The sequence below is a fragment of the Arcobacter sp. CECT 8985 genome (assembly GCF_004116495.1).
Classification (GTDB): domain Bacteria; phylum Campylobacterota; class Campylobacteria; order Campylobacterales; family Arcobacteraceae; genus Malaciobacter.
In genome coordinates this window covers 1-14902 of record NZ_PDKC01000006.1, presented here as the reverse complement: position 1 = coordinate 14902, position 14902 = coordinate 1, and the positions used below count along the sequence as shown (strand labels likewise).

The 14902-nt window shown below is 27.0% G+C and carries 15 protein-coding genes; 5 read left to right on the top strand and 10 right to left on the bottom strand.

Annotation, left to right across the window (positions count from 1 at the left end):
* The first annotated feature begins 37 nt into the window (after positions 1-37).
* Positions 38-634 carry a 4Fe-4S dicluster domain-containing protein gene (locus tag CRU93_RS04235; RefSeq protein WP_129102943.1) on the top strand — a complete coding sequence of 199 codons (597 nt, stop codon included), beginning with the start codon at positions 38-40 and terminating at the stop codon, positions 632-634.
* A 1-nt stretch (position 635) separates the two neighbouring features.
* On the top strand, positions 636-3170 hold the full coding sequence (locus CRU93_RS04230) for a molybdopterin-dependent oxidoreductase (protein ID WP_164967613.1): 2535 nt from the start codon (positions 636-638) through the stop codon (positions 3168-3170).
* 41 nt (positions 3171-3211) lie between these two features.
* Here the strand turns inward: CRU93_RS04230 and CRU93_RS04225 are convergent, their stop codons facing one another.
* From CRU93_RS04225 to CRU93_RS04215, 3 genes are all read right to left on the bottom strand, one after another.
* Positions 3212-4024 carry a hypothetical protein gene (locus CRU93_RS04225; protein WP_258238823.1) on the bottom strand — a complete coding sequence of 271 codons (813 nt, stop codon included), beginning with the start codon at positions 4022-4024 and terminating at the stop codon, positions 3212-3214.
* An 83-nt stretch (positions 4025-4107) separates the two neighbouring features.
* On the bottom strand, positions 4108-4611 hold the full coding sequence (locus tag CRU93_RS04220) for a YajQ family cyclic di-GMP-binding protein (protein WP_129102941.1): 504 nt from the start codon (positions 4609-4611) through the stop codon (positions 4108-4110).
* Between the two features lie 11 nt (positions 4612-4622).
* The gene (locus CRU93_RS04215; protein WP_129102940.1) at positions 4623-5861 is read right to left on the bottom strand and encodes a uracil-xanthine permease family protein; all 1239 of its coding nucleotides are present in this window, start codon (positions 5859-5861) and stop codon (positions 4623-4625) included.
* 120 nt (positions 5862-5981) lie between these two features.
* On the opposite strand from CRU93_RS04215, the gene upp reads away from it, so the two are divergent.
* Complete coding sequence (gene upp / locus CRU93_RS04210; RefSeq protein WP_129102939.1) at positions 5982-6605, top strand: uracil phosphoribosyltransferase; 624 nt, start codon at positions 5982-5984, stop codon at positions 6603-6605.
* Between the two features lie 10 nt (positions 6606-6615).
* Here upp and CRU93_RS04205 read toward each other — a convergent pair whose 3' ends face one another.
* From CRU93_RS04205 to CRU93_RS04185, 5 genes are all read right to left on the bottom strand, one after another.
* Positions 6616-7413 (bottom strand): ion transporter, encoded by a 798-nt coding sequence (locus CRU93_RS04205; protein WP_129102938.1) that lies wholly within the window; start codon positions 7411-7413, stop codon positions 6616-6618.
* A gap of 11 nt (positions 7414-7424) precedes the next feature.
* Complete coding sequence (locus CRU93_RS04200; protein ID WP_129102937.1) at positions 7425-7811, bottom strand: DUF423 domain-containing protein; 387 nt, start codon at positions 7809-7811, stop codon at positions 7425-7427.
* Between the two features lie 70 nt (positions 7812-7881).
* Positions 7882-8148 carry a hypothetical protein gene (locus tag CRU93_RS04195; protein WP_129102936.1) on the bottom strand — a complete coding sequence of 89 codons (267 nt, stop codon included), beginning with the start codon at positions 8146-8148 and terminating at the stop codon, positions 7882-7884.
* Positions 8149-8307: 159 nt separating this feature from the next.
* Positions 8308-8754: a phosphoribosyltransferase gene (locus CRU93_RS04190; RefSeq protein WP_129102935.1), complete on the bottom strand. Its 447-nt coding sequence runs from the start codon at positions 8752-8754 to the stop codon at positions 8308-8310.
* 4 nt (positions 8755-8758) lie between these two features.
* Positions 8759-10057, bottom strand: coding sequence for an NCS2 family permease (locus CRU93_RS04185; RefSeq protein ID WP_129102934.1), 1299 nt, complete (start codon positions 10055-10057; stop codon positions 8759-8761).
* Between the two features lie 142 nt (positions 10058-10199).
* Here CRU93_RS04185 and CRU93_RS04180 point away from each other — a divergent pair, with 142 nt between their 5' ends.
* A complete protein-coding gene (locus CRU93_RS04180; RefSeq protein ID WP_129102933.1) occupies positions 10200-11057 on the top strand; it encodes a DUF89 domain-containing protein in 858 nt (285 codons plus the stop codon).
* 100 nt (positions 11058-11157) lie between these two features.
* Here the strand turns inward: CRU93_RS04180 and CRU93_RS04175 are convergent, their stop codons facing one another.
* Positions 11158-12252 (bottom strand): PLP-dependent aminotransferase family protein, encoded by a 1095-nt coding sequence (locus CRU93_RS04175; protein ID WP_129102932.1) that lies wholly within the window; start codon positions 12250-12252, stop codon positions 11158-11160.
* Between the two features lie 108 nt (positions 12253-12360).
* Here CRU93_RS04175 and CRU93_RS04170 point away from each other — a divergent pair, with 108 nt between their 5' ends.
* Complete coding sequence (locus tag CRU93_RS04170) at positions 12361-13212, top strand: GyrI-like domain-containing protein (protein WP_129102931.1); 852 nt, start codon at positions 12361-12363, stop codon at positions 13210-13212.
* Here the strand turns inward: CRU93_RS04170 and CRU93_RS04165 are convergent.
* Positions 13209-14902 (bottom strand): HD domain-containing phosphohydrolase (locus CRU93_RS04165; protein WP_129102930.1); only part of this gene is annotated, 1694 nt, incomplete at its 5' end. The genes CRU93_RS04170 and CRU93_RS04165 overlap by 4 nt on opposite strands.

The window sequence follows — 14902 nt, the reverse complement described above, 5'->3', positions numbered from 1 at the left end:
CTTCCCTAACTCTCTTCAAAATGGAGAAACTCAATCAATGAAAAAAAATTACAAAATGATAATTAACGCACAAAAATGTGTAGGTTGTCATGCATGTGAAGTTGCATGTAAACAAGAGTATAAATCACCACTTGGATTCTTTAGAACTATGACTCTTTACTTGGATGAAGGAACGTATCCAAAGGTTAAAAGAGACTTTTTACCATTAATGTGCAGACAGTGTGATGATGCCTTATGTCAAAAAGCCTGTACAAAAGGTGCAATAACAAAAGAAAATGGAATAGTAAAAATTGATTCTAGCAAATGTGATGGTTGTCAAGATTGTGTATCTGCATGTTCTATTGGTGCTGTTTATATAAATCCATATACAAATATTGCAGAAAAATGTAATCTATGTGAACATAGATTAGAAATTGGTTTACAAGCTGCTTGTGAAGCAACATGTGTTGCAAATGCAATAACTATAATTACAGATGAAAAAGATATACCTTCTAATGCTGTTGGATTTAAAAATCACAAACTTGATAAACCTTCAACATTACATATTGGTGCAAATGAAAAAATGAAAAATAAAATAAAACATGGAAGAATTTTTTCTGCAACAAATTACGAAATTTACACATGGGCGGAATAATATGAATAGAAGAGATTTTATAAAAAATGGTGCTTTATCACTTGCAGCGTTAAAATTAGGTGAGGTAATATCACTATCTCCTAACAAACTAGAAGCAAAAGAGATTAAAACTTTTCAAGATTTTAATACTTTGGCAAAAAATATAAAAGGAATCCAAAGAGTTCCTAGCGTTTGTTTAAACTGTTCTACTATTTGTGGTATGACTGTTTTAGTTAAAAATGGTGAAATTCTAGGTGTAGAAGGAAATCCTTTAGATCCAAATAGTGAAGGAAAACTTTGTGCAAAAGCTCATGGTGGGGTAAATGCTGTTGATTATCCAGAAAGAATTGTATATCCTTTAAAAAGAGTAGGAAAAAGAGGTGATGGATTATGGAAAAGAATCACTATGGAAGAAGCCTATGAAATAATGAGTTCAAAAATAAAAAAATGTATTGATGATAAAAAACCTGAAGGTATTGTATTTCATGGTGGAAGAAATAAAATGGGCGATATTACAGGAAGATTTATGGATGCAGTTGGTTCACCAGTAATATTAAACCATAGAGCCTTATGTTCATCAAATAAAAGAGCAGCAAATTATACAACTATTGGTGATACGAGTTGGGAAACAATTGATGCAAGAGAATGTAAATATTTTTTAAATTTTGGTTCAAACTTTTTAGAAAACCACCAAGGTGGTTTTGCTTTAATGAAAAGATTTATTGAAGCAAAACAAAATGGAGCTAAATTAATTACATTTGATACAAGATTATCAAACACTGCTGGAAAAAGTGATGAATGGTATGCTCCTTATCCTTCAAGTGAAGGGGCAATTGCACTTGCAATGGCAAATGTAATTATGGAAAATAAACTTTATAATGAAAAATTCATAAATGAATGGTGCAATGTAAGTGTAGATGAATTTAAAGATTTTATAAAACCATATACTGTTGAATTTGCACAAGAACAAAGTGGAATAGATGCAAAAGAGATAAAAAGAATAGCAATTGAATTTGCTAAAGCTGCTCCAAACTGTTCTGCTTTTACAAATAGAGGTTCTCAAGCACACTACAATGGACTTCACAATGATAGAGCAGTTGTAATTTTAAATGCCCTTGTTGGAAGTATTGGACAAAAAGGAGGATATGCTTATGGAGGATCGAAAAGTAAAAAAGATTTTCCAATGCCAAAACCAATTCCACCAAAACCCTCTTTTACAACAGATTTAGAAGATCCAAAACTTTATCCTTTTGCAAATAAATGGCAAAAAATGAGAGTAAGTGAACTTTGCTATGATAAGATTAAAAGCAAAAAGCACAATATTCAAGTATACATGTCTTACACTATTTCTTCACCACAAACATGGCCAGAAGGTCCTCAAACTGCAGTTGAAGTTTTAAAAGATGAAAAGCTTATTCCATTTCATGTATGTTCAGATGTAGTGTATTCAGAAATGGCACACTATTCTGATTTAATTTTACCAGATGCAACTTATTTTGAAAGATACACAATTGAAGGAAGAAATGCTTATGAGTTAATTCCTTATTTTGTATTAAGACAACCAGCAGTGAATCCGCCTTATGATTGTGAAAACTTTGCTGATACTTTAATAAAAGTTGCCAAAAGATTAGGAAAGCCAGTTGCAAAATATTTCACTTTTGATTCATATGAAGAGTTTATTAAATTAAGATTTAAAAACTTACCTAAAAAAGAAGGATTAAGTGGATTTGAATATATGAAAAAATATGGAGCATGGGTTGAAGATAAACCAAAAAATTATGAACCTTTTAATAAACTATTAACTAAAAAAGATCTTGAAAATAGCTATATAAAAGATAATATTATTTATAAAACAAAAAAAGGTAAGAAAAAAGCAATTGGTATTGTAAAAGATGGGTTAAAAGTTAAAGGATTTAAAACACCATCAAGAAAGTTTGAAATAGTTTCAAATGATATTATAAAATATTCTAAAAAATTAGGACTAAATGAGACAGGTTTTCCTCACTTTAAAATGCCAAAATCGCTAAAAGAGAAAAAAGATGATGAACTTATTCTTACTACTTTTAAATGGAATGTTCATACACAAGCAAGAACAGCTCCACAAAAGTATTTAACAGAAATTGTTCATGATAATCCAATGTGGATAAATACAAAAACTGCAAAAAAATATAATATTAAAAATGGGGATATGGTAAAAATAACAACTTATAGACCTAAAGAAGGTTATAAATCAAAAGAAAAAAATTCAGTGGTAGGAACAATGGATGTTAAAGCTTTTGTTACAGAAGGGATACACCCAGAAGTTTTAGCAATCAGTAATTCTTTAGGGATGAATTACGCAGGAAGAGTTCCCAAAGCAAGAAATGGGAAAAAAGAGAATCTTAAAGGATATTCAGATTATAAAGATTTAGATTTAAATGGACATATTTGGTGGGATAAAAGATTAGGAGGTTCAGGAAATGGCTTTAATCCAAATAATGTAATTCCTGTAAATCCTGCACCTCTTGCTGGTATGCAAGCATGGAATGATACAATTTGTAAAATCGAAAAAATATAAAAATTATAAAAGTGGATTTTCCACTTTTATAAAATTATGCTTTAATTCTTTTTTTTTACTTTTGCATTTACATTTATTCCAAAATAATCTAACAATTTCAATTGAATAATTATATAAATTACACAAGTTATAAAAGATACAATTGTTCCTAAAAATACGCCTATTAATGGATATGTAAAATGCACTCCAACACAAAAAATAACAATACTGCTAAGTCCAGAAGGAGTATTTTTTAATATAGTTCTTGCTTGATTCCCACTATGATTAAAATGAACGATTAATAATAAAGGAAACATCATACTTGGAAATGCAGAAAAAATTCCTGCAATATTAACAGGTGCAATTTTAGGAATAGATGTAATTAATAAAAAAATAACTACTGTTAAAATTGTTCTATAAAATATATCTTTAAAAGTAATTTTTGTATTTATAACTTTTGCATTATCAGGTTTTTTAGCAAAATATATAGTTGCTAGAGTAATTATAAAAATTACAATAATTGGTGTAAAAATTATATTTACTGGTACTTTTGAGAGAATAAAAGCAGCGACTAAATAAAAAACAAAAGATATAATAATACTTACAAAAATTTCAAATCTTTTTTTATAAAAAGTACTAATATAGTAGCCTATTATAAAAGATAATAAAGCCAATAATCCATGCATATTATAAAGTGATGCCTTAACAGCATAATCTACTCCATGCTCAATAGAAAAAAAGATTAATACAACTAAAGTACCTAAAGGAAGTCCAGATAAAATACCAGAAAGTTTTGCACTAACTCTTTCAGCAATAATTGAAAGTGTAATTACAATAAATACAGCTGTTACTGCTTTGATTATTAAAAGTTCCATATACTCTTCTTATACAAAATAAGCAAGAAGCATAGCACTAATTGATTAATTTTATTATTAATCAATTAGGTTAATTAAATTTATTATCTAAAATTATCAAAAACAAGTGGAGCTTTAAGTTCTAAAGATTTTAAATGTCTCATCACTACTTGTAAATCATCAATATTTTTTCCAGTAACTCTAATCTCTTCTCCTTGATTAACAGCAGTTACTTTTAACTTTAATTTTTTAATTTCAGCTTGAATAGTTTTTGCTTCATCTTTTTCAATTGTATCAATTATTTTATACGAAACTTTTCTATTTCCTCCACTTGCATCCTCTACTTTTAACTCTTCTAATGAATTTAAAGATATCCCTCTTTTATTCATTTTAGATAATAAGATATCTTTCATTGCATCAATTTTATTATCAGTGGCTGTTAAAACTGTTAATGTTTTTGCAGTAGGATTAAAATCAATCTCTTTTTTTATTCCTTTAAAATCATATCTATTATCAACTTCTTTTTGAGCTTGAATAACTGCATTTTTCATCTCTTGCAAATCTAATTTAGCTGATATATCAAAATGATGTTCTTTTGCTTTTGCCATAAATATCCTTTTTATTGTCTAGGTTGAGGAAGAATATAGTTTAAAATAATTCCTGTAATTGCACCTAATCCAATTCCAGAGAATTCAAATCCTCCAAATTTAAATACCATTCCACCAATTGAAAAAACTAAAATCATAGCAACAATTGTCATATTTCTTGAACAAGACATATCAACATTTGCTTTTACTAATGTAGATATCCCAATTGATGCAATAATACCAAATAAAAGCAACATAATTCCACCCATAACTGGCACTGGAATAGTAGCTAATATTCCTCCTAACTTCCCACAAAAAGCTAAAATAATTGCAGTTATTGCAGTCCATGTCATAATTGCAGGATTATATGCTTTTGTAATTGTAACTGCACCTGTTACTTCTGAATATGTTGTATTTGGTGGTCCACCAAATAGTGCTGCAACTGATGTTGCTAAACCATCACCTAAAAGTGTATTTTTCAAACCTGGTTTTTTTAAATAATCTTCTTTTGTTACTTTTGAAATAGCAAGCATATCACCTATATGTTCAACTGTAGGAGCTATTGCTACTGGTAAAATAAAAATAATTGCTTGCCAATTAAACTCAGGAGTAGTGAAATTTGGTATAGAAAACCATTTTGCATTTGAAACTGAAGAGAAATCAATTATTCCATAATACAATGATACTAAATAACCAATCACAATTCCACCTAAAATTGGTATAAGTTTAAATACACCTTTTCCAAGTAATGATATTAAAACTGTAGCTGCCAAAGAGATTAAAGAAATAACAATAGCTATGTCATAGTCAACTAAAATAGCATCTCCTGTACCAGTTTTACCCATAGCCATATTAACTGCAGCTGAAGACAAACTAAGACCAATAGACATGATAACTGGACCAACTACAACAGGAGGTAAAAATCTATGTATAAATTGATCTCCTTTTGCTCTAATAACAAAACTAATTATTACATATAAAAGACCAGCTGCTATTAAACCAGACATTGTAGCTGCAATTCCCCATTGTTTAACACCAATTGAAATAGGTGCTATAAAAGCAAAAGAGGAAGCAAGAAAAATAGGAGGAGTTTTTTCTCTTGTAATAAATTGAAAGATTAAAGTACCAATACCAGCAGTAAATAGTGCTACATTTGCATCAAGTCCAGTTAAAATAGGAACTAAAACTAATGCACCAAATGCAACAAACAAAAACTGTACACCTAAAACAGAATCTTTGACTCTAAAATTATAATCTGTGGCTTTTTTCATATGTCCTCTTGTGTGTATAAAATTTGAGTATAATAGCTAAAAATCGATTAATAACGAGTAAACTATATAAGCTCTTTTTTGATACAATTAAAAGTTTAAATAAATTTTTAGGATAATGATATGTATAAAGAGAGTACTAATGTAGTTGTAAAACATTTAGTAAATAGATTAAGAGATGTAAGAACTGCATCAAATGAATTCAGATTAACAATTGAAGAGATATCAAGAATGATAGCAGCTGAAGCACTTGCAGATTTCCCTACAATTACAACAAATATAAATACATGGCAAGGTCCATTAGACGTTAAAATGCTTGAAGTTCAAAAAATAGTATTAGTTCCTATTTTAAGAGCTGGTGAACCAATGCTTACTGGAATTTTAAAAACTTTACCATATGCAAGAAGTGGATTTATTGCTATGAAAAGAGATGAACAAACAGCACAAAGTAAACTATTTTATGAAAATATTCCAGAAGTAAAAGATAAAACAATTTTATTATTAGATCCAATGGTTGCAACTGGAGGTTCACTAATAGATTCTATAACACACTTAAAAGAAAAAGGTGCAACAAATATATTATCACTTAATATTTTAGGAGCTCCAGAAGGTATAAAAGCTGTTCAAGAAGCGCACCCTGATGTAAATATCTATATTGCACAGATTGATGAAAGATTAGATGATAATAAATATATTAGACCTGGATTAGGTGATGCAGGAGATAGAGCATTTAATACTCATGGTTAAATAATAAGGATTAATCCTTATTATTCTTTATATGTTTAATTTCTTCTCTTAGACTTTTCACTTCATTTAATAAAATATCTAATTTTTTACTATCTTCATGTATTTCATCTTTCATTTCAGACTCTTGAAGTTTTTGCATTTCACCAATAATAACTGCAACAAATAGATTAAAAAATACAAATGCTGCAATTATTATAAATGATACAAAATATACCCAAGCCCAAGGATAAACATCCATTGCTTCATACATTACATCTGTCCAATCTTCAAAAGTAAGAATTCTAAATAACGTAAGCATTGAAACTAAGAAGTTTTTCCATAATCCAGATGGTAAATCAACAAAAAAGAAACTTCCAATAATTGCATAAATATAAAATATTATAAACATTAATATTACAATATCAATTATTGAAGGTATTGCTTTAATAAGCATATCAATTATAGCTTTTAACTCAGGCCTTGCTGTAAATAACCTTAATACTCTAAATACTCTTAAAAGTCTTGCAATTGCTGCAAATCCTGTAGATTCTAAAGGAAGTAAAGTAATTACAACAATTGTAAAATCAAAAAGATTCCACCCATTTTTAAAAAAATTGAAAAACTTTTTCTCTGCTGCCATTTTTATAGCAATTTCAAAGATAAAATATATAGTTACAAAAGTATCAGCAAATTGCAATAATAGTGAATATTTTGTTTCTACATCTCCTAATGTTTTAAATCCTAAAACACTTGCATATGCAATAATAATAAGAGTTGTTAAATTTGAAAACCACCTAGCATCTCTTATTGATTCAATTTTCTCAATCAATCAATTTCTCCTTATTTTTTATAAATTGATAAAGCTACTAAAATCCATGCAATTATTAATAATGTCCCTCCAATTGGAGTAATTGCACCTAAAATTGGCATGTTTAAAATTACTAAAAGATATAATGAAAAACTAAAAATAATCATTCCAATTAATATAAGCCAAGAAGCTACAACTAATCTTTTTAAATTTGGTTTTAAATACATTATAAACGAAGTTGCAAAAAGTCCTAAGGTATTGTAAAATTGATATTCTACACCTGTATGATAAACTTTTAGCATTGATGGTTCTACTATTGATTTTAACCCGTGGGCACCAAAAGCTCCAAGTGCGATAGCAAGTGCCATCATAAATGAAGCAATAGCCAAAAATTTTGTTACATTTTTATTTTCAATCATATTAAACTTCCTATGTTTTTTGGAAGTTTATCTAATTTATATTAATAAATATTTAATATTTATTTTACTGTTATTCTTTTGATTCTTTCTTTTTAGAAAAACCAGCACCTTTTTTCTCTTTTTTCTTTAAATCTAAATCATTTATTAAAGTTTTATAATCCATACCTTCTTGATTCATTTTAGCAAAACAAGCTGCAACAGTAGCTATTGCGTTTGGAACTTCTTTTTTCTTTTTATATGCTTGTATATTTTTTTCACTTACTTTTATAAGTGCTGTAAATTTTGGAATAGTTAATTCTGCATCAAGAAGTAATTTTTTGAATTCAATAAAAGTCATTGTCATTCCCTATTTTAATTTAAAAGTATTATACTAAGAAAATATTAAAATAAAAGTAAAAAAATAGTTTTAATATATATAAAATCTATAAAATATAGATATAAGCAGTTTTTTGTAATTTTTATTATAAATATTTGGAGTAAAACTACTCCAAAATATCTATTTTACATCAACTTCCCAAAAGAAGTCAATCCACTCAGTAGCTTCTCTAACTGTATAATCAGGTTGTAATACAGCAGATTTTTTATAAAAAATTGTCGCAAGTTTAAATTCAACTTCTGGAAATTTTTCTCTTAATACTTTTAAAATTTCTCTCATTGTTTCACCTGAATCAACAATATCATCAACAACTAAAACTCTTTTTGCATGAGATACATCTGGAATATTAAAAATATTAAATGTATCTAGTTTCAATTCACCTTCATAATGAATTGAATTTAAAGAGTATAAATTTCTCATATCCATTGCTTGAGCCATAAGATGAGACAATGTTAAACCACCTCTTGCAACTGCTAATAAAATATCAGGATTATAGTCTCTACAACTATCAACTAACTTTTGAGTATCATTTTTGAATTCTTCATAACTATAATAAAATTTTTCCACTTTTTTAACCTCTTAAAATAAATACTAATAAACTTATTAGTGTAATTGTAATTATTCCTACATTTAAATCACTAAATTCTCTTTTTGTTAATTTTATAAGTGTATATATAAGAAAACCTGCAGATATTCCATTTGTAATAGAATATGTAAGAGGCATTAAAATTACCATAAAAAATGCTGCAGCACTTGTAGCTAAATCTGTTTGTTCAAAATTGATTTTTCCAAGCTCTGTAAACATCAAAACTCCAACTACAACTAATACAGGATAAATTGCATTTGAAGGTATTGATTTAAATATTGGCAACATAAATAATGTTGTAACAAAAAACATTGCTGTAAATACAGCAGTTAATCCTGTTCTACCACCCTCTTCAACACCACTTGCACTTTCAACAAATGCAGTTGTTGTTGATACTCCAAGTAAACTTCCTGCAGCTGTAGCAATTGCATCAGCTTCAAGTGTTTTTTGTAATGACTTATCATTTTTATTTCCATCTTGAAACATATTTGCTCTTGCACCAATTCCAGTTAATGTACCAACTGTATCAAACATATCTGTGATTAAAAATGTAATAACAACAGGAAGTAAAGATAAAGAAAGTGCACTAATGATATCAAGCTTAAAGAAAATTGGAGAAATAGAAGAAGGAGCAGATACAAATTCATGAGGAATAGGACTAATACCAAGAATCCAAGCGACAATAGATGTTATCACAATTGCGAAAACAAAAGCACCTTTTAACCTGTAAGCATAAAAAACGAAACATAATACTAAACCAAGTGCTCCTAATAATACATTTGGTTCTGAAAAATCACCAAGCTTAACAAATGTAACTTTATCAGGTGAAATCATTCCCATTTGTTTAAGACCAATAAATGCAATAAAAGTACCAATACCTGCACTAATTGCTCTTCTTAAATTCATGGGAATAGAAGTTATAATCCAGACTCTAAAATTTGTAAATGATAATAATATAAAAAGAAGACCAGATAAAAATACAATTCCAAGTGCTGTTTGCCATGGTATTTTCATACCTAAAACAAGTCCATATGAGAAATAAGCATTTAACCCCATACCAACACTCATTGCAATAGGTGTATTAGCCCAAAGTCCAGAAAATAATGTTGCTAAAATTGTAATAAGAGCAGTCGCTGTTATTACGGCATCCATTGGTAATCCTGCATCTCTTAAAATAAAGCCATTTACAGGAACAATGTACATCATTGTTAAAAAAGTAGTAAAACCAGCGGTAAACTCAGTCTTTACATCTGAGTTATGCTCTTTTAGTTTGAAGAGGTTCATACCCATATCCTTAAATTTTTAAATAAAGGCGGAATTATACTATAACTTACGTAAATAATTTATAAACGATTTTTAAATTAAGCTAAAAATAAAAGAAAAAATAGTAAAAACTAATATAAAAAAAACTAATAATAGAGAAAAAATGAATATAACAAATACTTGTGTTGAGTGTATAAAAGCTCAAATATACAAGGCTACAAAACTTTTAAATCTAAATGAAACATTATCTAATGAAATAATGAATGAAGTAAATATAAAATCTTCAAATTTTGATTTTTCAAGAACTCCTCCTTTTGTTGCAAAAGAAGTTTATGAGTTATTAGCTAAAAAAACATCGCTAAGTGATCCTTTAGAAAAATTAAAACAAGAATCAATTAAAAATGCAATTTCATACTTACCTATAGTAAAAGAAGAGATAAAAAATGCAAAAGATAAACTTTTTACTGCAATAAAAGCAGCAGTTGCAGGAAATGTAATTGACTTTGCAGTTTCAAGAGAATTTAGCTTAAAAGATGAAATAAAAACAATCTTTCATACTGATTTTTCAATAAATGATTATGAAACTTTTAAATCAAAACTAGAATCTACAAATAAACTTTTAATACTTTCAGACAATGCAGGAGAAAATGTATTTGATAAAGAATTAATAAAAACTATAAAAAGCTTATATCCAACTATTCAAATTACCTATGCAACAAGGGGAAAAGCTATAATTAATGATATTACAATAAAAGAAGCCTATCAAATTAATATGCAAGATTATTGCAAAGTAATAAGCACTGGAGTTGATACACCAGGGATGGAAAAAACACAAGCTTCAAAACAGTTTATTAAAACTTTCGATGATGCATCATTGATTTTATCTAAAGGAATGGGTAATTTTGAATGTTTAGAAAGTTATAAAGATGATAGAATATTTTTCTTATTTAAAGTAAAGTGTGAAGTTGTAGCAAATAAAATATCTAGAAATGTTTCAGAAATAATATTAAAAAGAGGATAAAGTAACACCACCTAAATTGAAGTTGTTTTTGCAATATTTTTTACAAAAACAACTTCAAATGCATTTAATATAAATGTAATATGTTGTTATAAATATCTTATTAATTAGTTATTTTTGACAATAACTTAATTCCTTTTTTTGTCTTTTTAAAATCACAATTTGTAAAATTAAATCTTGCTTCATTACTTTTTTGTCCATCAAAATAAAAAACCTCAGCAGGAACAAAAGCTACATTTTCTTTTAATGCTTGTCTTGCTAATTTCATAGTGTCATCTATATTATTAAATTTTCCATATATAAACATTCCACCTTTTGGTCTTTTAAATTCAAAATCTGGTAAATATTTTTCCATACAATCTGCCATAAAATTCATTCTTTTCTTGTAATTTTTTGCATTCTTTTTAATATGTTTAAAAATATCATTTTCTTCTAAATATGTATCAATTAACATTTGGTTAAAAGTTGAAGTATGTAAATCTAAAGACTCCTTTACAGCTAATATTTTTTCAATTAACTGTTTATTCGCCCTAATCCAACCTACTCTAAGACCTGGAGCAACAATTTTAGAAAATGTTCCTAAATGATAAGATTTATCTTTGTAAAGTTTTGAAATTGGCTTTCTAATCTTACTGTTAAAGCTTAATTGACTATATGCTGAATCTTCTATAAAGTAAACATCTTTATTGTGTAAAATCTGGGCAAATTCAACTCTTTGTTTTTTTGTATATGTATTTGTTGAAGGATTTTGATAATCACTAATACTATAAACTACATCATCTTTTTTTAATATATTTTGTAGTTGATTAAATGTTTTAAAATCCTTTATATTAGTTTTTAAAATTTTAAAAGCTGATAATGCTCCAATATAAGAAGGACTTTCTACTACTATATTTTTGGCATCTAAACTTTTCAAAATAATATCAAATGCTTGTTGACTTCCTGTTGTGATTAATATCTCATCTTTTGTTGTATTAAATCCATAATATTCAGTATAAAAAGCTGCTACTTTTTCCCTTAAAGAATCAATACCTTGAGATTTACTATACTGCAATGAATTTTTATCTTTAAATACTTTTTTTGATGCTTTTTTTAATTGTTTAGATGGAAATAAATCTTCATTGGGCAAACCACCCGCAAAAGATATAGTATTTTCATCTATTGCATCAAGTATCTCCCTTATATATGATCGTTTCATATTTTCTCCCTAATTTTATTACATAGATTATATATTAATAATTTTTTTATATCTTTATCTTAAATTTCATTTTATTTGTCTTATATTGCTATTTTGATACAATAGATTATGAAAAAGCAGACTAAACAACAAAGAAGTAATATAGTAAATAGAAGTATGTTTTATATATATAAACATATAAATACAAATATAACATTAGATGAATTGGCAAAATTAAATAGTGTATCTAAATTCCATTTTCATAGAATCTTCAAAGAAGAAACTAATCAAAATATATTTGATTTCATCACATCAACAAGATTACAAAAAGCTGCAAATTTACTTATTACGAATAGCCATTCTACAATTAGTGAGATTGCAAATACATGTGGATATTCTTCTCACTCTTCTTTTATAAAAGCTTTTAAATCAAGATTTTCTCATACTCCTACAGATTGGAGAAATTTTGGACACAAAGAGTACTCAAAATTTTTATTAAATGAAGATAAAGAATTTAAAAACTTAAACTTTAAAATTGAGATTATTCCAAAAAGAAAGTGTGCATATATTAGGCACAAAGGTTATAATAAAAGTATAAAAAATAGTTGGCAAAAACTAAAAGCATTAGCATACAAATATGAAATAAAAGATTTTAAACAAATTGCGTTACTTCATGACAACCCAACTATCACACCACTAGATAACTGTAACTATGTTGCAGCAATTGAAATACCAACAAATTTGAAACTTGATATTTCTACTTTAGAAATTCCTCAAACTTTATGTGCAGTTTTTGACTTACAAGGAAATTATGGAGATGTATTAGCTTTTTTAAGATATGTTTATCACTTTTGGTTACCGCAATCTGGATATGAAGCAACAACACTTCCCTCATTTGTTGTTTATAAAAAAAATCTATTTTTAGATGAAAGAAAAGACTTTGATCTTACTTTTTATTTACCAATAAATGTAATTTATTAATCTTCATGTTTTTGTTTTATTGTTAAAAAATCATCAATATTCTTTAGAAACAAGTCGACTAAGACAGGATCAAACTGTTTTGCTTTCTCTTCTTTTATTAATTTTAAGATTTCATCTAATTGCCATGGTTCTTTATAACATCTTTTACTTGCTAATGCATCAAAAACATCACAAAGTGCAGTAATTCTTCCAAATATATGAATATTTTGTTTTTTTAACCCATTTGGATAACCAGTTCCATCCCATCGTTCATGATGTTCATGTGCAATTGTTGCAGCTGCTTTTAGAATATCTCTGTTAGAGTTTTTCAACATATTATAACCTATGGATGCATGTTCTTTCATTTTCTCAAACTCTTCAGCTGTCAACTTTCCTGGCTTTTGCAAAATATTATCTGCAATTGCTATTTTACCTATATCATGTACAGGGGAAGCATACTTTAATAATTCACAATCTCTTTGAGGTAATCCATATAATGTTGCAAGAAGATATGAATAATTTGCAACTCTTTGAACATGACTACCTGTCTCATTCGAGCGACTTTCACAAATAGAGCCCATGGTAAAAATAACCTCTTTTTGAGTATTTATTATCTCTTCATTCAAATTTACAACTTCAGAAATATTATGTTTTATACTAATATACTCAACAATTTCATTATTAGTATTTAAAATAGGAATAATAGTTGTATCCATAAAGTAATTTTCATTATTTTTTGTTTTATTTTTTAAGATACCACGCCATGTTTTTTTATTTTTTAGGTCTTTCCACATTCTTTCATATATTATTGAAGGAACTTCTTCATTTCTTACACATTTAAATGTATTACCAACAAGTTCCTCTTTTGTAAAACCTGAAGTATCACAAAAAGTACCATTTACATATGTAATAATTCCTTTTGTATCTGTTCTAGTAAAGGAAGTACTTATATCAAATGCTTTTTCAAACTCTTTTATTAAATGAACTTTTTCTTTTAAACCTTTTGCAGTAGAAGTTAATTCATCTTCTAAAAGTTTTTTATACTCTTCTAACTCAGTAATATCATGCCTTATAGCTAAGTATTCAACTACTTGATTATCTTCATCTAAAATAGGAATAATAGTAGCATTTACTACATATGAGCTACCATCTTTAGCTCTATTTTTAATAATTCCTTTCCATATTTTCTTTTCAATTTTAATTCTTTGCCACATGTTTTTAAATAAAGATTTAGGCATATCAGGATGTCTTAAAATATTATGTTGTTTTCCAATAAGTTCATTTAAATTATATTTTGAAATTTTACAAAACTGTTCATTTGCATAAGTTATAATCCCACTTTTATTTGTTTTTGAAAGTATTGTTGAATTATCTACTGCAAGTTTATATTGCTCTAAAATTGAATTTACATATTTTATTTCATTTTTATTTTCTATTCTTTGTAAACATGAATCAAAAGTTTTTAGAATTTCTTCTTTTTTTAATGGTAGCCAAATAAAATATCTAATTCTTAATTTTATTGCTTTAATTAAATCTTTTTTATTTTTAAGATCACAAAATAACATAAAAATTTGTTGTTTATCTATTTTTCTTATGTTTTTTACAATTTTAAAAAAATTAGAAGATGAAGAAAAAGAGCTTATAAGTACAATATTAAATTTAATTTTTTTATATAGTTTTAATGCTTTTTTATTTGAGTTTGCAATAATGA

Excerpts from the sequence above, each read along its gene's own strand:
- CRU93_RS04200 (WP_129102937.1), bottom strand. The coding sequence starts at position 7,811 with ATGATTGAAAATAAAAATGTAACAAAATTTTTGGCTATTGCTTCATTT.
- CRU93_RS04170 (WP_129102931.1), top strand. The coding sequence starts at position 12,361 with ATGAAAAAGCAGACTAAACAACAAAGAAGTAATATAGTAAATAGAAGT.
- CRU93_RS04180 (WP_129102933.1), top strand. The coding sequence starts at position 10,200 with ATGAATATAACAAATACTTGTGTTGAGTGTATAAAAGCTCAAATATAC.
- upp (WP_129102939.1), top strand. The coding sequence starts at position 5,982 with ATGTATAAAGAGAGTACTAATGTAGTTGTAAAACATTTAGTAAATAGA.
- CRU93_RS04215 (WP_129102940.1), bottom strand. The coding sequence starts at position 5,861 with ATGAAAAAAGCCACAGATTATAATTTTAGAGTCAAAGATTCTGTTTTA.
- CRU93_RS04185 (WP_129102934.1), bottom strand. The coding sequence starts at position 10,057 with ATGAACCTCTTCAAACTAAAAGAGCATAACTCAGATGTAAAGACTGAG.
- CRU93_RS04225 (WP_258238823.1), bottom strand. The coding sequence starts at position 4,024 with ATGGAACTTTTAATAATCAAAGCAGTAACAGCTGTATTTATTGTAATT.
- CRU93_RS04175 (WP_129102932.1), bottom strand. The coding sequence starts at position 12,252 with ATGAAACGATCATATATAAGGGAGATACTTGATGCAATAGATGAAAAT.
- CRU93_RS04230 (WP_164967613.1), top strand. The coding sequence starts at position 636 with ATGAATAGAAGAGATTTTATAAAAAATGGTGCTTTATCACTTGCAGCG.
- CRU93_RS04220 (WP_129102941.1), bottom strand. The coding sequence starts at position 4,611 with ATGGCAAAAGCAAAAGAACATCATTTTGATATATCAGCTAAATTAGAT.
- CRU93_RS04235 (WP_129102943.1), top strand. The coding sequence starts at position 38 with ATGAAAAAAAATTACAAAATGATAATTAACGCACAAAAATGTGTAGGT.
- CRU93_RS04195 (WP_129102936.1), bottom strand. The coding sequence starts at position 8,148 with ATGACTTTTATTGAATTCAAAAAATTACTTCTTGATGCAGAATTAACT.